Below are 21,412 nucleotides of genomic sequence, written 5' to 3'. Positions count from 1 at the left end.
TCAACGTGACCTGACCGCGGCCGCTGCGGCCAAGCGTGTTGCCCAGCCTGGTCGCGAGCAGAAGTCCAGCGATGCCGCCGCCGACGATGACGATCCGGGTGGTCTGGCGCGTTGTCAAATATCTCTCCTGCATGATTCCCTGCTCCCTTGCTCGATTTTTCAATACTGCACAGTATAGTTATCGAAGTCGGTCTGCGTCAAGTTAAATAAACTGTACGGTTCAGGTATCATCAGATCACAACGTTGAAAGTCGAAGGCCAGCTACGGGCGTGCCGCCGGCCATAGCCCAAAGCCCGCAACCTCGGCGTTTTTCTTTGATGCCTGGAAGTCGAGTTGCGCTGACGGTTCACCCCGGCGACGGGGAAGGAATCGACACTCGCCAGCGAGGGGAGCCGTAAGCAACGTGGGCGATCGCCCCCAAGGTGAGGTTTTTCGGGAGCCAAAGGCTTCCCTTCTACCCGGATTGAGCAATTGCCGCGAGCGCGAGGTCTCGAATGCGGGGCCGACCTCCTGGAACTCCTCACCATGGCGCACAAAGCGTCGTTCTCTCGACTCCTGGAAATGCTCACCATCCTGGAAGACCTCACCTCAACAGGCGCACTTCAACTTTTAGCCCTGCATTCCAGCGTGCTCTTCGTGCACTGGACACCGACGCGCTCCGCGCTCGCTGGTCCGAAACGCAATCGTTCACCGCAACGCTGAAGCCAGCGAAGCACGTGCTGCGCGCTTCGACGCACCTCATCCCCATCGCCGTTCCGACGCAACCACCGCTCCCGTAAACCCTCACCGTAGCGCCATCTCCTGGAATTCCTCACCATTCGCGCGTCGCTCGATCCGGGCGTCGCCCATGCACGCCATTCATATCGATCATTTTTGGCCCGAATTTGACCGCGTTTATCGCCGCTCATATCGTGCAGCCATGTCGTCCGGATGTGATTCGCCCCGCTGCGTAGAGCCATCGTCATGCGGGAACCTCAATCTTCGTTCTCCCTGAGCCATGAACTCTGACGCCGTGAATTCCGATCTGAGCGCCCCGCTCGCATCACGCCGATCCGCCGCCGCGACGAGCGGCGTACGACGTGCGGTCACGACCGCCGTGCTGGGTCAAATCCTCGAATGGTATGACTTCTTCCTGTATGGAACGGCCGCGGCACTGGTATTCGGCAAGCTGTTCTTCCCCGTCGGCAGCGATCCGCTCACCGGCACCATCGCCGCGTTCGGCGGCTTCACGGTCGGCTTCATCGCGCGGCCGATCGGCGGTGTGCTGTGCGGACATCTCGGTGACCGCTACGGGCGCAAGCTCGTGACGATGCTGACGCTGTTCGCGATGGGCACGGCGACTATGTTGATGGGCGTGCTGCCCACCTACCAGCAGATCGGCCTCGCCGCGCCGGCGCTGCTCGTGTGTCTGCGCATCGTGCAGGGGCTCGCCGCGGGCGGCGAATGGAGCGGCAGCATCCTGCTGATCCATGAGAACGTGCCGCAATCGAAGCGCGGCGCGCTCGCCGCATGGAGTCCGTGCGGCGCGGCGCTCGGCTTCGTGCTGTCGACCGGTGCGTTCCTGCTGGTGCAGAACCTGTCGTCTGCCGATTTCCTGAGCTGGGGCTGGCGCATTCCGTTCCTCTGCAGCGCCGCGCTCGTCGCACTGGGCTTGTGGATGCGCCGCTCGGTCGGCGAAAGCGCCGCGTTCGCTCGAGCGAAGGCAACGCGTCGCGACACCCGCATGCCGGTGATCGAAGTGTTGCGCCAATGTCCTCGCGAAGTGCTGACGATCTTCGGTTTGCGCTTCGGCGAAGGCGGTGCGTCGTACATCTTCTTCGCGTTCTCGATCGCGTATGGCCAGTTCCTCGGCATCAAGTCGAGCTGGATGCTCGGCGGCCTGACTCTTTCGATGCTGCTGATGATTCCGTTCTCGCTGTTCTTCGGCTACCTGACCGACAAGGTCGGACGCAAGCCCGTGTATCTCGCCGGCGCGATCGCGATGGTGCTCGTCGCATGGCCGTACTTTGCGCTGCTCGGCTCCGGCGAATACTGGAAAGTGATCACGGCCCTCGTGCTGGCGAACAGCCTCACGCTCGGCATCCTCGAAGGCGCGCAGCCCGCGTTCATCAGCGAACTGTTGCCGGTACATCTGCGCTTCTCGGGGCTTGGCATCGGGCGCGAAATCTCCTCGGTGCTCGGCGGCGGCCTGTCGCCGATGATCGCCACGGCGCTGCTCGCGCACTATCGCAGCGCGACGCCGGTCGCTCTGTATCTCGGCGGGCTCGGCCTGATCACCGTGATCGCGACGCTGCTCGCCCGGGAGACCTATCCGAAAGCGATGCGCATCGAAGCGCATCAGGAAACCGAATGACATCGTTCACATCACTGAATCAAGAGGTAACGCGCATGCACGCCGTTCATACCGCCAGCGCCCGCGCTTGCACCGCCGACGCACCCATCATCGACACGCAGGAGGACTACCCCGAATACACGGGCCCGCTGTCGCTCGATGACCTGATCACCGAAGTCGAGCGTCGCCGCGACGAGTTCGATGCGGTTTCACACGTCCCGCGCGACATGATCCTGAAGATGAAGCGCGCGGGCATCTTCCGCGCGAGCACGCCGCAACGCTTCGGCGGCGACGCGCTGCCGCCGCCACAGTTTCTGGCGATGCTCGAACGCATCGCGAGCGCCGATGGTTCGACCGCATGGGTCGCGGCCTTTGGCTCCGCGAACACGTATCTTGCGTCGCTGCCGGTCGAGACTCAGGCCCGCATCTACGCGTCCGGTCCGGACCAGGTTTTCGCGGGCGGCCTGTATCCCCTGCAACCCGCCGAGCGTGCGCCCGGCGGCTACGTCGTGTCGGGTCAATGGCGTTTCGCGAGCGGCTGCAAGGGCGCGGACTGGATCGGCGTCGGCATCGGTGGCGCGCCGGGCAAGGTCGGCGACGCGGACGCGGGCAAGCCGTTCACGGCCGTGTTTCCGGCGAGCGAAGTCGAGATCGTCGACAACTGGAACGTGGTCGGCATGCAAGGCACCGGGAGCCACGATCTGCGCCTGAAAAACAAGTTCGTCGACGAGCAATGGACCTTCGTGCGCGGCGGTGCGCCGCTGATCGACGAGCCGCTCTACCGCTACCCCGCCGTCGCATATCAGGCACAGGTGCATGCGGCGGTGAACCTCGGGCTCGCGCGCGCGGCGCTCGACCTGCTGGCCGGTATGTCCGGCGTAACCAGAACGACGACCGGCGCGCCGCGTCTTGCCGACCGCGCGTACTATCGCTCGGGTCTCGCGCAGGCGGAAGCGAATCTGCGCAGCGCGCGCGCGTTCTTCTTCGAGTCGGCGCAAACTTCGTGGCGCACGGTCATGGCGGGCGACGCCGTATCGCCTAGCGAGGCCAATCTGCTGCGGCTCTCCGCGACGCATGCCGCGCATACGTGCGCCGAGGTGGTCATGCAGGCGTACAAGATGGCTGGCATCGGCGCGATCTATCGCGAGAGCCGCATGCAGCGGATGGTGCGCGATTCGATCGTCGTCACGCAGCACGCGTTTCTCGGCGAAGGCACCTACGACGCGTCGGGCGCGCTGTTCGTCGGCATACCGCCGGTCACGCCCTATCCCTGAGCGACGTAGGAGCGACTGTCATGACGCACGACGAAACGCGCACGCACTTCCGCAACGCGATGGCTTGCCTCGGCGCGGCCGTCAACATCATCACGACCGATGGTCCGCGCGGGCGCTGCGGCATCACCGCGAGCGCGGTCTGTTCGGTGACCGATACACCACCGACCATGCTGGTGTGCATCAATCAATCGAGCTATGTGCATGACGTGATGCACGAAAACGCGAACCTGTGCATCAACATCCTCAGCGCGCACTGCCAGGACCTGGCGCGCGTGTTCGCGGGCATGACGGGTTGCTCGATGGACGCGCGTTTCGATCAATGCGCGTGGCAGCCGGGAGCGCTCGGCGCTCCGGTGCTTGGCGAGGCGCTCGCGAGCCTCGAAGGACAGATCGTCGACAGCAAGACGGTGGGCTCGCACTCGGTGATGTTCGTGCGGATCGAACGGATCGCCACGCGCGATGACGGCGATGGCCTCGTCTACTTCGGCAGGCAGTTCCATCGGCTTGCGCGTGCCGGTGTCGCGGCTTGCGAGGCGGCATGACGATGCAGGTCTGTCTCTTTCTGATCGGCACGAGCGACGCGCGGCAATCGCTCACGGACCCGCCCGCGCTGCTGCGGGCCGCCACGCAAGTCGCGGGGCTGCGCAAGCTGATCGTGCACGAGCCGATCGCGGGACAGGTCGATGCGCGTATCGCGCCGGCGGCGGATGCGCCGTCGTGCGTGCTGCAGTGGTACTTCGACGAACTCGAGCCGCTCGAAGCCGCGCTCGAACCTGACGGCGCGATAGCGCACGCGTTGCATTCGGCCATGCGCGCCGAATTCAGCCCGCAAAGCTTCTCGCAGCAGGTGATGGCCGTGCGCATCTTCGCGCCACCGCAGGCTGCGTCGGTCGAAGACAACGCGCAACGCTGCACCTATCTGGTCGCATACGAAGGCGTCGCGCAAGACTTCAACGCGTGGCTTACGCACTATCTAGCGCATCATCCGCCGTTGATGCTGCAATTGCCGGCGCTGCGCGAAATGGAGATCTACACGCGCATCGACAGCCGCAGCGGTTTGCCGTTTGCGCGCACGAGCGCGATGCAACGCAACAAGGTCGTGTTCGACGATGCGAGCGCGCTCACCGATGCGCTCGCGTCGCCGGTGCGCGATGCGATGCGCCGCGACTTCCAGGCGCTGCCGCCATACAGCGGGGCGACGCCGCATTTTGCAATGCGCAGCATCTACGGTAACCTCGCCGCATATTGACCGGCGCGTCGCGCGGCCAGCGACGTGCCTTAGTTTGCGAGAGCTGCGCATGAACAAGCTGAATCCCGGCATCGCCGATCTGAATCTTCTGCGCGTGTTCCTCGCGATCTGGGACCTGCGCAGTCTGACGGCGGCCGGCGATCGGCTCGGTCTCACGCAACCGGCGGTCAGTCATGCGCTGCGCCGTCTGCGCACTCTGTTCGAAGACCCGCTGTTTTCTCGCACGCCCAACGGCATGGTCCCCACCGATGCCGCGTACCGCCTTTATCCGCCGCTCGCGCAAGCGTTCGCGATCATCAACGAAGCCGTGCAGCAGCTGGCGAAGTTCGAGCCGTCGACCGCGCGACGGGTGTTTCGCGTGTCGATGTCGGACATGTCGGAGTTCTACTTCTTGCCCCCGCTCGCCGCGCTGCTCGATCGCGAAGCGCGCGGCATCCGCATCGAGGTTGCCAATGTGCCGGTCGAGTCGGTCAGCGCGGCGATGCGCGCCGGCGAAGTCGATCTCGCGCTCGGCTATGTGCCGGGTCTCGACGCGGGCTGCGTGAGCCGGACGCTGTTCGTCGACGAGCACGTGTGCGTGGTGCGTGCCGGTCATCCGCTGCGCAAGACGAGGCCGAGCCGCGAAGATCTGAGCGCGCTACGCTACGTGTACGCGAGCACCAATGCGACCGGGCATCGGATGGTCGAGCAATGGCTCGACGAGCTGAACCTGAAGCGCGAGGTCGTGCTGCGGCTACCGCATTTCGTCGTCGCGCCCGAGATCGTGACGAATACCGATCTTGCCGTGATCTTTCCGAAAAGCATCGCGAAGCGCTTCAACCGCGGCAAGGCGTTCCGGATTCTGCCGCTGCCGTTTCCGCTGCCGCCGATCGAAATTCAGGTGCACTGCCACTCGCAGTTCGCGGCGGACCCCGGCATCGCGTGGCTGCGCGAGACCATCCATACGATGTTTCATCAGCCGGCACGCTGAGCGCCCGTGAGCTTGCCCGCGGGTGCCCGGGCACGCCGGGCATATTAGCTGCACTGATACCCGCCCTGCTTTTCGGCTAATTTGACGCCACTATCTGTCGCCTCGACACTGCGTATCGTGCGAAGCCTTTTCTGAAAGGCCGCCATCCCCCCACTTCAGATGCGAGCAGACATGTCCTCCGTTCAATCCCCGATCGCGGCCGGGCGCGCCACGGCAGAGTCGGATCGCGCACTCAGGAAAATCATCATTGCATCGGTGGCCGGCAACGCGATGGAGTGGTACGACTTTTTCGTGTACGGCACCGCGGCTGCGCTCGTGCTCGGGCAACTGTTCTTTCCCGCGCACACGGACCCGTTGATCGGCACGATCGGGGCGTTTGCCGCGTTTGCGATCGGCTTCGTCGCGCGTCCGCTGGGCGGCATCGTGTTCGGGCATATCGGCGACCGCTATGGACGCCGCGCGTCGCTCGTCTGGACGCTGCTGATCATGGGCTTTGCGACCTTCGGCATCGGGCTGTTGCCGACCTATGAGCACGTCGGTCTGGCCGCCCCCGCGGCGCTCGCGGGCTTGCGCTTGCTGCAAGGCATCGCATCAGGTGGCGAATGGGGCGGCGGCGTGCTGATGATCAGCGAGAACGCGCCGCCCGAAAAACGCGGCTATTTCGCGGCGTGGAGTCAGCTCGGCGTGGGCGGCGGCTTCGTGCTGTCGGCGGGCGCGTTCCTCGCGGTGCAAGCGCTGCCGCACGATCAGTTCATGTCATGGGGATGGCGTCTGCCGTTTCTCGCGAGCATCGTGATTTTCGCGCTCGGCGTGTACATCCGTCACAACCTGCCGGAGAGCCGCGACTTCGAGAACGCGGAGAAAGCCGGCAAGACCGCGCATATGCCGGTGCTCGAAGCGATCAAGCGTCACCCGAAAGAGATCCTGATGGCGATGGGTCTGCGGGTCGCGGAAAACGGCGGCGCCTATATCTTTCTCGCGTTCTCGCTCGTGTACGGCAAGTTCGTCGGCATTTCGAATTCGGTGATGCTGACCGGCGTGATGCTCGCGATGGTGGTCGAAATGGGCGCGATGCTCGCGTGGGGCAAGCTGTCGGACCGCATCGGGCGCAAGCCGGTGTATATGATCGGCGCGGTGTCGCTCGTGGTGATGGCGTTTCCGTTCTTCTGGCTGCTCAACACGCAGTCCACGCCGCTGATCTGGCTCGCGCTTTTGCTCGGCACGGCCGTCTGCCACGGCGCGATGATCGGCACGCTGCCAGCGCTCGTCGGCGAACTGTTCAGCACCGAAGTCCGCTATTCTGGCGTGGCGCTCGGTCACGAAGTCGCGTCGATCTTCGCGGGCGGCCTGTCGCCGCTGATCGCGACCGCGCTGCTCGCGCACTACCAGGCCTACTGGCCGGTTGCCGTGTTCCTGATCTTGCTCGGTCTCGTTACCGTCGTCACGCTGAAGTTCACGCACGAAACGCGTCAGCCGTAATGCTTCGCCTGCCTGGCGTGCAAGCCTTCGCGCGGTGACGTGTATCGCGCGAAGGCTTCGCTTTGGCCCGCGCAGTCTGAGGTAAAGGAGTGCGGTAACATGGCACTCCCCCAAAGACCCGGTCCTCATGTCAGCGCATGAAAGTCGACACCACCACCGTTCGTCTCGTCGTCGCGATGGTCGAAGAGGGCAGCATCTCGCGGGCGGCCAACCGGCTGGGACTCGCGGTGGCGGCGGCGTCGCGGCGCGTGTCGGATCTCGAGGAGCAACTCGGCACGAAGCTCTTCAGGCGCGTACCGCACGGCGTGGAAATGACCGAGTCGGGTGGCAAGCTGCTCGGCTATCTGCAGCAGGTCGACACGCTGGTGGACCGGCTCGCGAGCGAGGCGCAGGCACTCGTGAGCGGGTTCGACGGACGCATCGTGATCGGCGCGCCGAAAGCCGTGATCATCGAGTTTCTCGCCGCGGATATCGCCGCGATCCGGAATGCCTATCCGGGCATCTCGCTGAAGATCGTCGAAGAGAACAGCCGCATCGTGCAGCAGATGTTGCGCGACAAGATGATCGACATCGGCATCTACGAAAAGAAGAGCGGCTTTCTCGATCTGCCGCAAATGCGCTATCGCGAGGACCGGCTGGTGCTCGTTTATAGCCGCGCACACTTCCATCTTGATCCGCAGCCGATCACGCTCGACGCCTTGCTCGAGCTTCCGCTCGTCAGCCTCGGCAAGGGCTCGGCAATCCTTGCCGCCGTGCAGCGCGCGTTTCACAGCCGCGGCCGCCGCTTCGATTGCGACTATCTGGTCAATGGTTTCGACACGATGCTCGCCGTCGTGCGGCACGGGCTCGGCGTGGGTCTGATGCCGCCCGACGTGCTGCGCAGCTTCCATCCCGAGGACGGCCTCGGCGTCGTCGAGCTCGCGGGTGACTGGCATCAACGTAGCTACGTACTGTCTTGTGTGGAAGGACATGCGCAGGCGCAGACGCTGCGCAACGTCGAAGCCGCGCTCACGGCCGGACGGCGCGTGGCCGGCCGCTGAAGCGCGGGCGCAGCAGTTCCTGCGCTCGACCCCCTCGACTGCAAAGCACCACCCCCTTCGTCTTTTGCGAAACCAGGTATGACCGTCGCATTCTTGCGGCGGCACCCTCGCGTGCGCGACAGTTGACGCACGCCGACACGGTGCTGCAACGGCCGGCCGCGCGACGCGCTTCGCGCGACAGCGGCCCGGCAGGAAAAACAGGAGACGACATGACGCAAAGCCACGCACAAACACCATCCAGCGACGACGCGGATACGGACAACCGGCCGTTGCCGCTGCAGGGCATCCGTGTGCTCGACGTCAGCCAGGTGATGGCCGGCCCGTTCGCCTGCATGATGCTCGCCGATCTCGGCGCGGACGTCATCAAGGTCGAACCCCTCGAAGGCGACCAGACGCGCGGCGCCATGGGCTTCAAGATGAAAGGCCCGGACAGCATGGGCTTTCTGAACATGAACCGCAACAAGCGCTCGGTCGCGCTGGACCTGAAGACCGACGACGGGCGCGAGTTTTTCTACAAGCTGGCCAGGACCGCCGACGTGATCGTCGAGAACTATCGGCCCGGCGTGGTTCAGCGGCTGCGGATCGATTACGGGACGATCCGTGAAATCAACCCGAAGATCGTCTACGCGAGCATCTCGGGCTTCGGTCAGAGCGGCCCGTGGTCGCAGCGCCCCGGCTTCGACCTGATGGCGCAGGCCATGTCCGGCGTCATGAGCGTGACGGGCTACAAAGGCGGCAAGCCCGTGAAGGCCGGCGTGCCGGTGGCGGACATCGGCTGTGCGCTGTTCGCCGTGTACGGCGTGCTTTCCGCTTATATCGGCGCGCAGAAGACCGGGCAGGGGCAACACATCGACGCGTCTCTGTTCGATTCGGCGATGGCCTTCTCGATCTGGGACATGTCGGATTACTGGGGAACGGGTGTCGAGCCGACGCCGCTTGGCACCAGCAACAAGATGAGCGCGCCGTATCAGGCCGTGAAGGCGCGCGACGGTTACTTCGTAATGGGCGCAACCAACCAGAAGCTGTGGTCGCGTCTTTGCGAACTGCTGGAGCGGACCGATCTGCTGACGAATCCCGAGTTCGGGACCGTTTCGCTGCGCCTGAAGAACCGCGAAGCGCTGATCGAATCGCTCGAGAAGTCGTTCGGCCAGCGCGACTGCGAGGCATGGATCGAGACGATGCTGGCCGCGGGCATTCCCGCCGGACCGATCCTGTCGTATCCGCAAGCCTTCAGCAGCGAACATGCGCAGTATCGCCGCATGTGCATGGAGATCGACCATCCGGTTGAAGGCAAGGTCAAGAACATCGGCTTTCCGGTCAAGATGCTCGGTACGCCGCAGCGCGTGCGACGCCATCCGCCGCGGCTGGGCGAGCACAACGACGAGCTTTACGCAGAGATCAACGGGGCCGCGAAATGAGCGAGGCGACGAGTGAGAAAGTCAGGCTCGAACGTCTGACGGAGTCGGTCGCGCAGATCGTGATCGACCGCCCCGAGCGGCACAACGCGATGTCGATTCCGATGTACGAGACCTTGCTGGCCTTGATCGACCAATGCCGCGCGGACGAAACCGTAGGTTGCATCGTTCTCCGCGGCGCGGGCGGCAAGTCCTTTATCTCAGGCACCGACATCGACTACTTCCGCGACTTTACGGCAGGCTCGCAGGGCGTCGAATACGAAGCGCTCGTCGAACAGGTGATCGACGCGGTCGAACGCATTGCGGTGCCCACCGTCGCCGCGATCGACGGTTGGGCCGTGGGTGGCGGACTCGCCATCGCTACCGCGTGTGACTTCCGCATCTGTGCGCAGGGCTCGCGCTTCGGCGCGCCGATCGCAAAGACGTTATCGAACACGCTGTCGTCACGCAATCTCGCGAGGCTCGTGGCGGCATTCGGCGTGCCGCGCGTGAAGAAGATGCTGCTGCTCTCCGATTTCCTCAGCGCCGCCGAAGCGCACGCGTGCGGCTATGTGTATGACGTCACGGCGAAGGAACAGGTCGGCAACGCGGCGTGCGCGCTCGCCGAGCGGCTCGTTGCGCTATCGCCCGTGACGCAGCATGCGGTCAAGGAGAGCTTGCGGCGCATCGTGATCGATCAAAGCCTCGCAGACGAGGATCTCGTCGAGCAGGTGTACGGCAGCCAGCGGTTCCGCGACGCCGTCGCGGCCTTCGGCTCGGGAACGCCGAAAGGCTGAGCGTCCCGGATCGCGCGCGCAATCGCGTGGCTTCACCACAAAAAATAAACCGCATCTGGAGGACGACACATGAAACGCCTGTCGCTGAAGGCCACCACCACCGTGCTGGTGATGTTGTGCCTGATGTATTTCATCACCTATGTGGATCGCGTCAACATCAGTACGGCAGCGGGGCAGTTCAAGAGCGAGCTCGGCCTCAGCAATACGCTGATCTTCCTTGCCGCGGCGATGTTCTTCAACGAAATGAACGTCGGCCCGATGTGGGCGATTCCGATGGACGTCGCCTACGACCGCTCCGGCACGGCCAGCGGCATCATGAGCGGCACCGGCTTTACTGCGGCGATCGTGAGCCCAGTCATCGCCGGGTTGGTCGCCGACCGGTTGCACAGCTGGGATCTGACGTTCGTACTGTCGATCGGCGTGATGCTGTTCGGCATCGGGCGCTTGACACTTCAGCATAAAATAAATCGCATTGATGCAAGCGCGGTTTTTTAATCTATTTTGCTTATTCGATGCGGGGCGCTAATCTCGGCATATCGTCCCCCCAGGAATACATCGGAAGGCAATCATGCAAGCGCAAACCCTGAAGGTTCGGGTCGATGCCTTGTGCGAAGAAGCGCACGGCGTCCGCTCGTTCAGCATTTCGCGGCTCGACGGGCTGCCGTTCGAGCGCTACGAACCCGGCGCCCATATCGACGTCACGAGTCCTTCGGGCGTCACGCGGCAATACTCGTTGTGCGGTGACCCGGAGTGTATCGAGTCGCAGATTTTCGCGGTGAAGAAGGAGGAGCAATCGCGCGGCGGCTCGCGCTCGCTTCATGAAGAGGTGAGCGTCGGCACCGAGCTGTCGGTCGGCGCGCCGCGCAACCTTTTTCGTCTCGAAGAAAGCGCGGACGAGCACATCCTGATCGGCGCGGGCATCGGCATTACGCCGTTGCTGTCGATGGCTTATCGGCTCGCCGCGCGGCACGCGCGCTTCACGCTGCACTATTTCGCCCGCAGCGAGGCGCACGCGGCCTTCATGACGCTGCTCACGCGCGAGCCGTTCGCACGGCACGCGAAGCTGCATTTCGGCGTGCAGCCCGAGGAGCTGAAACCCGCGCTCGATGCGTGCCTGCTCGATGCAGGCGCGAACGCGCATGTCTACACGTGCGGTCCCTCGCCGTTCATGGATTTTGTCGTAGCGAGCGCCCAGCAACGCTTGCCCGCGGAGGCGATTCATCTCGAACGTTTCAAGGCGGAACCGGCTCCTGCGGCCGAAGCGTCGCTCGACAGCTTCGACGTGCAATTGGCGAGCAGCGGTCAGACGGTGCGAGTCGATGCGAACACGTCGATCGTCGACGCGCTCGCGTCGATCGGTATCGAAGTGGACACGTCATGCGGCGAAGGCGTGTGCGGTACCTGCATGGTCGATGTGGTCAGCGGCGAGCCCGAGCATCGCGATCACTGCCTGAGCAAGGCCGAGCGCGCGAGCAATAGCGTGATCTGCTGCTGCGTGTCGCGCTCGCGAACCCCCGTGCTCGTGCTCGACCTCTGATTTACCTGCGCGCAATCACATTTTCTCGAATCCCGCGAGGATCTCGGCGATGAGGCCGCGCATCCACGCGATGCCTTCGTCTTCGTGGAAGTGCTCGTGCCAGTGCATCGTCACGGCGGCCTTCGGCAGCGGCACGGGCAGTGCATAGATCCGGAACGCGTCGCCGCGATTGAGGATATGCGCGAGCCGTTCGGGCAGCGTCGCGAACAGATCCGTCGCGGCCAGCACGCCAGGCACCGCGACGAAGTGCGGCAACGCGAACGCGATATTGCGGCCGACGCCTTGCGCGCGCAGCGCGTCGTCGAGCGCATGGTGACTGTGTTCGAGCGAGCGCACCTGGATGTGCGACGCGGCCACAAACCGTTCTAGCTTCAGCGTGTCACCGCTCGGCAGGTCGCGGCGCTTGCGCGTCATGCACACATACGATTCCTCGAACAGCAGGCTATGGCGCGTGCGCGGCAACAGCGACGGCAGATTGCCGATCGCGAAGTCCAACCGGCTCGAGCGCAGCGCCTCCTCGATCTCCTCCACCGGCAACGGCTCGACGACCAGCTTCGCGCGCGGCGCGGACTTCTGCAGCGCCGCGCACAGCGCGGGCAGATAGGCCATTTCGCCCGCATCCGATAGCGACAGACGAAACGTGCGCGTGCTCGTCGCCGGATCGAAACGTTCCGCGTAACGCAGCGCCTGACGCACGGTATCGAGCGCGTGGCCGACGATTTCCGCGAGTTCGAGCGCGACGGGGGTCGGCTGCATACCCGCGCGCGTGCGGATAAAGAGCGGATCGTCGAACATCGTGCGCAGACGGCCGAGCGAGTAGCTGACCGCGGGTTGCGACAGCGCGAGGCGTTCGCCCGCTTTCGTCAGGCTGCGCTCCTCGACGATCGCCTGAAACACCCTCAGCAGATTGAGATCGACGTGGTCGATGGAGGTCATGGGGTCTCTTGTGATATCAGCCGAACTTATTCGGCAACCTGTTTTTAATCGATTTGACGCATGATCGTCGCAAAGCGAGACTGATGTCAACGAGAGGATGCGCTGATGTGTTGCACGCGACTCGTCGCGTCGATGTGCGTCTTCATTTCAACCACGCAACTGTTCCCCGCATACGATGAGTACGCCGATCTATCAAACCATCGACACCAGCGCTTTAGCCAGGCGCGCCGAGGCCGATCGCATCGCGCCTTCCCTCTACTACGATCCCGAACTGTTCGAAGTCGAACTGGAGCGCATTTTCTACAAGACGTGGATCTGGGTCGCGCATGACAGCGAGCTGCCGAAGGCCGGCGATTTCATCACGACGACGATCGGCCGGCAGCCGGTGATCGTTGTGCGCGACAAGAGCGGCGCGGTCAACGTACTGCAAAACCGCTGCCGGCATCGCGGCGCAACCGTGTGCGAAGAGCACAAGGGCAATGCGAAGGGCTTCACGTGCCCGTATCACAGCTGGTCTTATGCGCTCGACGGCACGCTGCGCGCTCTGCCGTACGGCGACGGTTACGAAGGCGTATGCGAAAAGGGCGATCTGCCGCTCAAAAAGCTGCGCGTGGGCGTCTATCAGGGCCTCATTTTCGCGAGCTTCAACGAAACGATCGAACCGCTCGAAGACTTCCTCGGCGGCGCGAAGCCGTGGATCGACCTGTTCATGAAGCAGGGCGCGGGCTATCCGATCAAGGCCAACGGCGAGCACAAGTTCAAGTTCAAGGGCAACTGGAAGATCCAGCTCGAAAACACGACGGATCTGTACCACTTCCCGGTCGTGCACAAGTCGTGGATGAAGTCGATCGACGACGAAACCGCCGCCGCGATCACCAGCTTCATGACGAGCGACCAGGCGTTCTGCCGCTCGCTTGGCAACGGTCACAGCCTCGCGGTGCTGATGCCCGAGATCGTTGATCTGGACCGCGACGATGGCGCGCCGCTGCCCGAGCGCTTCAGCGAACTCGCCGCGCAACTCGCGCAAAAGCACCCGCCGGAAGAAGTGCGCCGCATCGTGCGCTCGCTGATGGGCGTCGGCTTCAACCTGAATCTGTTCCCGAATCTCGCGCTGTCGATGGCGTTCTTCCGCGTGCTGCGGCCGATTTCGGCCGAGGAAACGGAGATTCGCCACGTCGCGCTCGCGATGGACGGCGGTCCTGAAGAAGCGAACCGCGTGCGCCTGCGCATTCACGAGCACTTCCAGGGCCCGTTCGGCTTCGGCAGTCCCGACGACGCCGAAGCGTGGGAGCGCGTGCAGCGCGGCTCGCATGCGGGACCGGACGTACCGATCCTCGTCAATCGCGGTCTGAATCGCGAAACGACCGCCGCGAACGGCGAGAAAACCGCCCACGCAACCGATGAAACCGGCATGCGCGAAGCCTACAGGCAATGGCGCGCAATGATGGAGCAGGCATGATGGACGACAGAAACGCACTCTTTTCCCACCAGACCTTTGCGCGCGCGATCGAGTTCATCTGGCGCGAAGCCGAATTGCTCGATCGACGCGACTATCGCGAGTGGCTCGAGTTGTGGGACCCGGCCGGCTATTACGTGGTGCCGATCGATCCGAACACGACCGATTACGCGGCAACGCTGAACTACGCGTACGACGATCGGCACATGCGCGAGCTGCGCGTGCAGCGCATGACGTCGGGCTATTCGGCATCCGCGTCGGATGCCGCGCGCACGGTGCGCACGGTGTCGCGCTTCACGCTCGCGAGCGATACCGCGGACGTGGTCGAAGTGAAGTCGTCGCAGATCATCATCGCGTACAAGCGGGGCACGTCGACGATCTTCGCGGCCGATCTGACGCACAAGATCAGCATGGCGAGCGGCGAGCCGCGTCTCGTCGAGAAAGTGATCCGCCTGATCGATTCCACCGATGCGCTGAGCGCGATCGGCTTCCTGCTCTGACCGGTCATCATGCCGACACTCGAAGGCTATCAACCGAACCAAGGAACGTTCCCATGAGCGACAACCGAAACCTGCCTTTGCGTGTGCTGTTCTGCTGCGGCGTCTCGCAGAACTTCTTCGACTTGCCGCGCGAACAGATCGGCGAAGTGTGGCAAGCGTACGGCAAGATGCTGAACGCGATCGAAGCGATGGAAAACGTGCGCGTGCTGGGCGTGATGGACGACGATCGGCTCGTGGTCGGCAACGCCGATGGCGCGCCGTGGACGTTCTACATCATGGCCGACGTCGCCGACTTCGATACCGCGGTGGCCGTGTGCAATCTGTATCGGACGACGCCGGTCGGCGACTACAACCTGTGGCGCTACGGCAAGATCGAGGCGCGCGTGGGCCGTGCGCTGACGGTGCCGCCAGCGGTCGCCAACCATACGTGACGCGATGACCGATCCGGCTATCGACGCACTGCTCGCGCGCGTCCAAGCGCTAGAAGCACAGAACGCGGCGCGTAAGACGATCGCGCGCTACATGGCGCTGTGCGATGTGCCCATGCGCGCGCTCGAGGGCGAGGCGCTCGCCGCGCTGTTCGCCGAAGACGCGATCTGGGAAGGCATCGGCCCGCAGTACGCGAACAAGTTCGGGCGTCTCGAAGGGCCGGCGCAGATCGTCGCGATGCTGCAGCGTTATCTGCCGCCCACGCCGCACTTCGCGACCAATGTCCACTTTCTGACTGCGGAGCATATCGAGGTGAACGGCGACACGGCGAAGGGTCGCTGGATCATGTTGCAGGCTTCGGGTTATATCGATGCGAAAGCGGAACTGATCGCGGCGCGCCTCGAAGTCGACTTCGTGCCCGCCACTCACGATGCGGGCGCGACATGGCTGATCCGCCATTTCCGTACCGAGCGTCTTTTCGATGCACCGTGGCAAGTCAACCCGGCCCAGGGAGTTTCGGCATGAGCGCATTTCTGCAGACATTCGATCTGAGCGCGACGGACAGCGCCGACGCGCCGACGATCGCGATCAAGGACAGCATCGACGTCGCCGGCTACGCGACGACAGCGGCAAGCCGCGCGCTTGCCGACGCACCGCTTGCATCGGAGCACGCCGAAGTCGTGCGGCGTTTGCTCGACGCCGGCTGGCGCGTCACTGGCAAAACCAACATGCACGAACTCGCGTTCGGCATGACCGGCATCAACGACTTTTCCGGCACGCCGGTCAATCCGCAGGACGCGGCACGCATTCCGGGCGGATCGTCGAGCGGGTCCGCGTCGGCGGTCGGGCAGAAGTTCGTGGACGCCGCGCTCGGTACCGACACCGGTGGCTCGGTCCGCGGCCCCGCCGCATGCTGCGGCGTTATCGGCCTGAAGCCGACGTTCGGCCGCGTGTCGCGGCACGGCGTGGCGCCGCGCGTCACGACACTCGACTGCGTTGGACCGTTTACGCGCGAGACGGACACGCTGATTCGCGTGATGACGGCGATCGATCCTTCGTTTCGCGCTGACGATGCGCGTCGAGACGTTTCGCAGTTGCGCATTGGCATGGTCGCAGTCGATGCGGATGACGACATCGCCAAAGCAATCGCCGACGCTGTCGGAAAGTCCGAACTCGCCACGCAAGCGATCGAACTCGCGTCGCTGAAGAACGCATTCACGGCCGGCCTCGCGGTGATCAACGCGGAGACATCGCGCGCATTCGGCCATCTGGTGGCAAGCGGCAAGCTCGGCGCCGATATCGAAGCGCGCCTGCGCGCGGCCGCGGCCACGAGCGCCGCCGATCTCGACGCGGCGGAACGCGTGCGCCGCACCTTCACCGACGAAGTGGACCGCGCGCTCGACCGGGTCGACGTACTCGTGCTGCCGACGCTGCCCTCATTGCCGATCACGCTCGAAGCGGCACGCGCCGGCACGTCGGTGATCGGCATGTCGTCGTTGATCCGGCCGTTCAACCTGAGCGGGCATCCGGCGCTGAGCCTGCCCGTTCCGATCGAACGCTCGACGCTGAAGGCGGGCCTGCAAATCATCGGTCGCAAGAACGACGACGAAACGGTGTGCGCGGTCGCCGCGCACCTCGAAGCGCGCCTCGCGCAATCCGCCTGAACGCAATCAAGGAGTCAGCAACATGTCGAACAGAATCGCGCTCGTGACGGGCGCCGCGCGCGGACTTGGCGCCGTTGTCGCGCGTCGTTTTCACGAAGCAGGCTACAGGGTTGCGCTGGCCGATATCGCGATCGAACCCGCGCAAGCGCTCGCGCATGAACTCAGCAGCGACGGCTCGAGCGCCTGCGCAATCCGGCTCGACGTCACGCGCAAGGCGGACTTCGAGGCGGCGCGCGACGCGTTGCTCGAACGTTGGGGCGGCGTGGACGCGCTCGTCAACAATGCGGGCGCCTCGAAGGTCGTGCCCGTGATGGACATTACCGCCGAGCAGTTCGATCAGGTCGTCAACGTGAATCTGCGCAGCGTGCTGTTCGGCTGCCAGGTATTCGGGCAGTACTTCGCGCAGCGCGGCGTGGGCCGCATCGTCAATATCGCGTCGCTGGCGGGGCAGAATGGCGGCTCGGCAACGGGCGCGCACTATGCGGCCGCGAAGGGCGGCGTACTGACGCTGACCAAGGTCTTCGCGCGCGATCTCGCCGCGCGCGGTGTGACAGTCAACGCGATCTCGCCGGGGCCGCTCGATTTGCCGATCGTTCACGAGAGCGTGCCGGCGGACAAGCTGGCAAAAGTGATCGAAGCGATACCGGTCGGCAAGCTCGGGGCCGCGTCGTATGTTGCCGATGTCGCGGTGATGCTCGCTTCCGGTGACGCTTATTTCGCCAATGGCGCCTGCTGGGACGTCAACGGAGGCCTGTACATGCGCTGATGCGTCTGCAAGGGCCGAGGCGGCCGGGTCATTCCGGCCGCTCGTCCGACGGGCTCCATACTTCGGGCACGCCGCGCACGAGGGTCGGAGTAGACGAAGAGCCGAGCTTTTCCTTGATGCATCGCGCGATGCACGTCCACGGTTTTCACACTCATCGACAGATCCGCCGCGATGACCTTGCTCGGCTTCCCCTCGATCAAACCGTGCAGCACTTTACTTCGACCGGAATTTCCACCGGGTGCCGCGCGCGTGGAAGGGGCAATGAGTCATTTGAAGCGCTGCCGGCCAGCTCAGGCTCCGGCAGCGCTTACGTTGTCGCTCCCGACATGGCTCCCGTAAAACCTCACCATTGCCCGGACCTCCTGGAACTCCTCACCATTCGCACTACTTCAGCAACGCCATCTGCACCACCTTGACGATCACGAGCGCGATCGCGAGCAGCAGATAGCCGCGCAGCACGCTCATCCAGACGCGTTTGGCGAGCGTCAGACGCGGCGGCGGCAGTTCGTCGAGCGGCGGCATGCGCCACGTGTTGCGCGCGTCCTTCGCATAGACCGGAGCCGGCTCGGCCGCGGACTCGCCGCGCAGCTTGCGCATCCCGAAGCTCGCCACATACCCGACGACCGCGAGCAACGTGCCGCCCGCCAGGACTTCGATGATCGTTTCCGCCGCGATGTCCGGATAGATCACCGACGCGGTCAGGACGATCGACAGCATCACGAGCACCCAGATCACCGCGCCGGTAAACAGATTGAGCTTTTTCGAATTGGCCCACGGACCGAGCACCGCGCGATCGTTGCACAGCAGCAGCAGGAACACGGTCGCGCTCGGCAGCAGTACGCCGGCGAGCGTCTGCACCGCTTCTGTCAACAGACCGAGCGGGCTGCCTGGAATCAGCACCAATGCCGCGGCGGCCGCGACGATCGCGAAGTACACGACGTAGAAGCCCTTCGCATCCGACACGCTACGGTGCAGCGAATGGCGGATCTTGAACACGTCGCCGATCGCATAGGCGGTCGATAGCGACACAGCCGCCGCGCCGATCACGCACGCGTCGAACAGCGCGATCGCGAACAGCACGGCCGAGGTACGCCCCGCGTATCTCTCGAGACCGGCGATCACACCGCCCGCGTCCGTGAAGTTGCCGAACCCGGGCCGTCCGTCGAACAGCGCCGCGCTGAACGAGATCATCGCGACCGCGCCGATCAGTACGAACACGATGCCGATCCACAGGTCGGCTTTTTCGTAGTTCATGAAGCGCGGCGTGATGCGCTTGTCGACCACATAGCTCTGCTGGAAGAACAGCTGCCACGGAGCAACCGTCGTGCCGACGATGCCGATTACCAGCAGCATCACGTCGGACAGCTTCGAGTGCGCGGGCCAGTTCGGAATGAAGAAGTCGCGCGCGATCTGGCCGACCGGCGGATGAATCGACACGAGCACCGGCACGAGCAGCAGGCTCAACACGCACAGCGCGACCGCGAAACGCTCGAAGCGGCGGAAGTCGCCGGTGCTGACGGCGGCCATCGTCAGCGCCGCGGCGATACATACGCCCGCGATCTTCGAGACGCCGAAGAAGTCGAGCACGAACGTGATGCCGATGAATTCCGTCACGATGGTCAGCGCGTTCAGCAGGAACAGATCGACGACGCTGAAGGCGCCCCAGAACTTGCCGAAGCGCTCGAAAATAAGCCGCGCGTGGCCCACGCCCGTGACCGCGCCGAGCCGCAACACCATCTCCTGATTGACGAAGAGCACCGGCACCAGCAACAGCATGGTCCACAGCAAGGTGGTGCCGTAGTTCTGGCCGGCCTGCGTATAGATGCCGAATGCGCCCGCGTCGTTGTCGCCGACCATCACGATCAGACCGGGGCCGAGGATCGCGAGCAGCGTGCGCAGGCGCGCCCACCAGCTCGTGCGTGGCGCGATGTCATGATGAGCGATCGTGCCGAGCGCGCCCTTGATATCGCCGACGTGTGCCGAATCGAGCACGGCGCTGCGCGCGGAGGAAATGTTCGTCGGAGTAGACATGTCGTTCTCTCCTGGTTGTATTTGTCGAAGGTCGGATCGCGAAACGCTATGCCACGCGCGACATCACGCGACGGCAGAAGGCGATGAACGGATGCGGTGCGTGCAGCACGAGCATGCCGTCGTAATGGGCGCGCGATTCCTGCACACGCGGGAACTGCGAAAGAAGGAGGCCGAATTGCATGAGGGATCTCCGTGCGCCGGTTTCGACGCGCTGGTGGAAAGCCAGCAGACACGGAGGCCGCGTATGTCCGGGCGCGGCGGTGGAGGTCTACTCGCTTTCCTCAGTTGATAGAACGGGGAAGCGGCATAAGGGATAACTGTCACTGTCGGGCATGGCGGCTCCTTGTCGGTGTAGCGGGGACTGCGTTCGAGCGTCTGAAGCGTTCGCTACGCACGTTCGCTACGCACGTGTTTATCCACGCGTTCGCGCGCATTGCGTTGAACTGTTTGCGTTGACTGACAACGCGCGCGCAAACGCGACCGCAAGCGCAAGGCTCGCGATGCGACGCCGTATCGGCGCGGGAACGCGGCGTTCCTGTCATGCGGATACGACGTTACTTTAGGTGCACGGGAAGAAACTGCGGCGCGCACCGTCTGCCAACTGGCAAGACGGCGGCTGATGAAGAGAGCGCGGACGTCCTGCCGGTCAGGCAGCGAATCTGTTCGAAAGTCGGCTACTGCAGGTGTCCAAGGCATGAGCCCCATTGGTGATGATTTTTGAATTCTAGGGTTCGCCTTCCGCCGAGGTCAACCTGTTTCTTAAGCAGAGCAGAAAAAATGTGCGGCGCGCGACGGTGGGCACTTTGAATGACGTGCGGGTCGAGGCCGATATAGGGGGGAAGGTCGAACAGGCGGCACCGATCCGTCCGGCCGATGCCACCACGCCGTGCTCACTGATTGGCGCGCCGTCGCTCGGTCAGCCGGTTATGCACGCTTCTGACGCCGCGAACCGATCGCGCGGCGTTGCCGGCTCGCGCGATTTGCGATTGCCGCGGCACGGTGCCGGTCAGCGTAACGATGCCGTGACGCGCTTCGACACGGATGTTCGCCGAATTGAGGTTCGTGGTGCGCGTGAAAGCGCGGCGGACGTCGCGGACGATTGCGCTGTCGGACCGGTTGTTGTTCCGGTTCGAAGCCGCTGGGACCGACTGGCTTTGCATCGACGCATCGTTCGGCATCTCGCGCGTCTGTGCGTTTGCACAGGTCGCGCAAGTCGCGATGGCCACCGCGAACATTGCACCGAGGATTCTGCTCGCGCCGTTTGTTTTCATTCTTCCTCCTTTGCCGGTTTGTCAGGAACTGCCGTTCGAGCCGCGTGCTGCCAGCGGGGAAGAGGCGGCGCAACGCACTACCGCCTCGCGACGAGTCATCGACCGTCGGCCCCGATTATATTCTGCGGCGCACGCGCCGATACTGATAGGTGAGAAGATTCGGGAGCCGCCGAGGTGAGAATATGCGCACCTGTACGCGCACTTCAAAATTGAAGGTGAGGGAATTCGGGAGTCGCCCGGACGGCGCTACAAATTGCGAATGGTTTCCTGAGAAACTAATATCGCAT

The 21,412-nt window shown here is 64.1% G+C and carries 22 protein-coding genes and 1 pseudogene; 18 read left to right on the top strand and 5 right to left on the bottom strand.

The window, feature by feature from the left end:
- Positions 1–525: 525 nt before the first annotated feature.
- The 12 genes from F6X39_RS24740 (at position 526) to F6X39_RS24685 (ending at position 12,072) form a co-directional block, all read left to right on the top strand.
- Positions 526–702, top strand: a complete 177-nt coding sequence (locus tag F6X39_RS24740) for a hypothetical protein (RefSeq protein WP_187618502.1) — start codon at positions 526–528, stop codon at positions 700–702.
- A gap of 295 nt (positions 703–997) precedes the next feature.
- Entirely contained in the window at positions 998–2,353 is a 1,356-nt protein-coding gene (locus tag F6X39_RS24735) for an MFS transporter (RefSeq protein WP_187618501.1), read from the top strand.
- Positions 2,354–2,388: 35 nt separating this feature from the next.
- Complete coding sequence (locus F6X39_RS24730; protein WP_187618500.1) at positions 2,389–3,606, top strand: acyl-CoA dehydrogenase family protein; 1,218 nt, start codon at positions 2,389–2,391, stop codon at positions 3,604–3,606.
- A 20-nt stretch (positions 3,607–3,626) separates the two neighbouring features.
- Positions 3,627–4,148 (top strand): 4-hydroxyphenylacetate 3-monooxygenase, reductase component, encoded by a 522-nt coding sequence (gene hpaC / locus F6X39_RS24725; protein ID WP_187618499.1) that lies wholly within the window; start codon positions 3,627–3,629, stop codon positions 4,146–4,148.
- 2 nt (positions 4,149–4,150) lie between these two features.
- Positions 4,151–4,855 (top strand): EthD family reductase, encoded by a 705-nt coding sequence (locus F6X39_RS24720; RefSeq protein WP_187618504.1) that lies wholly within the window; start codon positions 4,151–4,153, stop codon positions 4,853–4,855.
- Between the two features lie 49 nt (positions 4,856–4,904).
- A complete protein-coding gene (locus tag F6X39_RS24715) occupies positions 4,905–5,825 on the top strand; it encodes a LysR family transcriptional regulator (protein WP_187618498.1) in 921 nt (306 codons plus the stop codon).
- Positions 5,826–5,996: 171 nt separating this feature from the next.
- Positions 5,997–7,304: an MFS transporter gene (locus tag F6X39_RS24710; protein WP_187618497.1), complete on the top strand. Its 1,308-nt coding sequence runs from the start codon at positions 5,997–5,999 to the stop codon at positions 7,302–7,304.
- Between the two features lie 137 nt (positions 7,305–7,441).
- The gene (locus F6X39_RS24705) at positions 7,442–8,344 is read left to right on the top strand and encodes a LysR family transcriptional regulator (RefSeq protein ID WP_090808166.1); all 903 of its coding nucleotides are present in this window, start codon (positions 7,442–7,444) and stop codon (positions 8,342–8,344) included.
- Between the two features lie 209 nt (positions 8,345–8,553).
- Positions 8,554–9,762 (top strand): CaiB/BaiF CoA transferase family protein, encoded by a 1,209-nt coding sequence (locus tag F6X39_RS24700; protein WP_187618496.1) that lies wholly within the window; start codon positions 8,554–8,556, stop codon positions 9,760–9,762.
- Positions 9,759–10,535, top strand: a complete 777-nt coding sequence (locus F6X39_RS24695; protein ID WP_187618495.1) for an enoyl-CoA hydratase — start codon at positions 9,759–9,761, stop codon at positions 10,533–10,535. Before F6X39_RS24700 ends, F6X39_RS24695 begins: the two co-directional genes overlap by 4 nt.
- A 69-nt stretch (positions 10,536–10,604) precedes the next feature.
- The gene (locus F6X39_RS24690) at positions 10,605–11,030 is read left to right on the top strand and encodes a hypothetical protein (protein ID WP_262414800.1); all 426 of its coding nucleotides are present in this window, start codon (positions 10,605–10,607) and stop codon (positions 11,028–11,030) included.
- Between the two features lie 73 nt (positions 11,031–11,103).
- Positions 11,104–12,072 carry a PDR/VanB family oxidoreductase gene (locus F6X39_RS24685; protein WP_187618494.1) on the top strand — a complete coding sequence of 323 codons (969 nt, stop codon included), beginning with the start codon at positions 11,104–11,106 and terminating at the stop codon, positions 12,070–12,072.
- Positions 12,073–12,087: 15 nt separating this feature from the next.
- Here F6X39_RS24685 and F6X39_RS24680 read toward each other — a convergent pair whose 3' ends face one another.
- Positions 12,088–13,008, bottom strand: coding sequence for a LysR family transcriptional regulator (locus F6X39_RS24680; RefSeq protein ID WP_187618493.1), 921 nt, complete (start codon positions 13,006–13,008; stop codon positions 12,088–12,090).
- Between the two features lie 175 nt (positions 13,009–13,183).
- Here F6X39_RS24680 and F6X39_RS24675 point away from each other — a divergent pair, with 175 nt between their 5' ends.
- From F6X39_RS24675 to F6X39_RS24650, 6 genes are read left to right on the top strand one after another with little or no spacing between them, the layout of a single operon-like run.
- Positions 13,184–14,467, top strand: coding sequence for an aromatic ring-hydroxylating oxygenase subunit alpha (locus tag F6X39_RS24675; RefSeq protein ID WP_187618492.1), 1,284 nt, complete (start codon positions 13,184–13,186; stop codon positions 14,465–14,467).
- Positions 14,464–14,964, top strand: coding sequence for an aromatic-ring-hydroxylating dioxygenase subunit beta (locus F6X39_RS24670; RefSeq protein ID WP_187618491.1), 501 nt, complete (start codon positions 14,464–14,466; stop codon positions 14,962–14,964). The genes F6X39_RS24675 and F6X39_RS24670 overlap by 4 nt, the downstream gene beginning before the upstream one ends.
- A gap of 53 nt (positions 14,965–15,017) precedes the next feature.
- Positions 15,018–15,395: a hypothetical protein gene (locus tag F6X39_RS24665; RefSeq protein WP_187618490.1), complete on the top strand. Its 378-nt coding sequence runs from the start codon at positions 15,018–15,020 to the stop codon at positions 15,393–15,395.
- 4 nt (positions 15,396–15,399) lie between these two features.
- Complete coding sequence (locus F6X39_RS24660; RefSeq protein WP_187618489.1) at positions 15,400–15,918, top strand: nuclear transport factor 2 family protein; 519 nt, start codon at positions 15,400–15,402, stop codon at positions 15,916–15,918.
- Positions 15,915–17,057, top strand: a complete 1,143-nt coding sequence (locus F6X39_RS24655) for an amidase (protein WP_187618488.1) — start codon at positions 15,915–15,917, stop codon at positions 17,055–17,057. The genes F6X39_RS24660 and F6X39_RS24655 overlap by 4 nt, the downstream gene beginning before the upstream one ends.
- Positions 17,058–17,079: 22 nt before the next feature.
- Positions 17,080–17,823, top strand: coding sequence for an SDR family NAD(P)-dependent oxidoreductase (locus F6X39_RS24650; protein WP_187618487.1), 744 nt, complete (start codon positions 17,080–17,082; stop codon positions 17,821–17,823).
- Between the two features lie 28 nt (positions 17,824–17,851).
- On the opposite strand, the pseudogene F6X39_RS24645 reads toward F6X39_RS24650, so the two are convergent.
- The 4 genes and pseudogenes from F6X39_RS24645 to F6X39_RS24635 form a co-directional block, all read right to left on the bottom strand.
- Positions 17,852–18,038, bottom strand: a pseudogene (locus F6X39_RS24645) (LuxR C-terminal-related transcriptional regulator); the annotation flags it as partial.
- A 169-nt stretch (positions 18,039–18,207) separates the two neighbouring features.
- Positions 18,208–19,854 (bottom strand): NRAMP family divalent metal transporter, encoded by a 1,647-nt coding sequence (locus tag F6X39_RS24640; protein ID WP_187618486.1) that lies wholly within the window; start codon positions 19,852–19,854, stop codon positions 18,208–18,210.
- Positions 19,855–19,900: 46 nt separating this feature from the next.
- Positions 19,901–20,035, bottom strand: a complete 135-nt coding sequence (locus F6X39_RS36975) for a hypothetical protein (RefSeq protein ID WP_018424053.1) — start codon at positions 20,033–20,035, stop codon at positions 19,901–19,903.
- A gap of 709 nt (positions 20,036–20,744) precedes the next feature.
- Entirely contained in the window at positions 20,745–21,125 is a 381-nt protein-coding gene (locus tag F6X39_RS24635; protein ID WP_187618485.1) for a BON domain-containing protein, read from the bottom strand.
- Between the last annotated feature and the right edge of the window lie 287 nt (positions 21,126–21,412).

Origin of the sequence: Paraburkholderia sp. UCT2, from assembly GCF_014397665.1 — a bacterium.
Taxonomy (GTDB): domain Bacteria; phylum Pseudomonadota; class Gammaproteobacteria; order Burkholderiales; family Burkholderiaceae; genus Paraburkholderia; species Paraburkholderia tuberum.
Note: the sequence above shows the minus strand (reverse complement) of the source record. Positions and strands in the feature narration are given on the sequence as shown.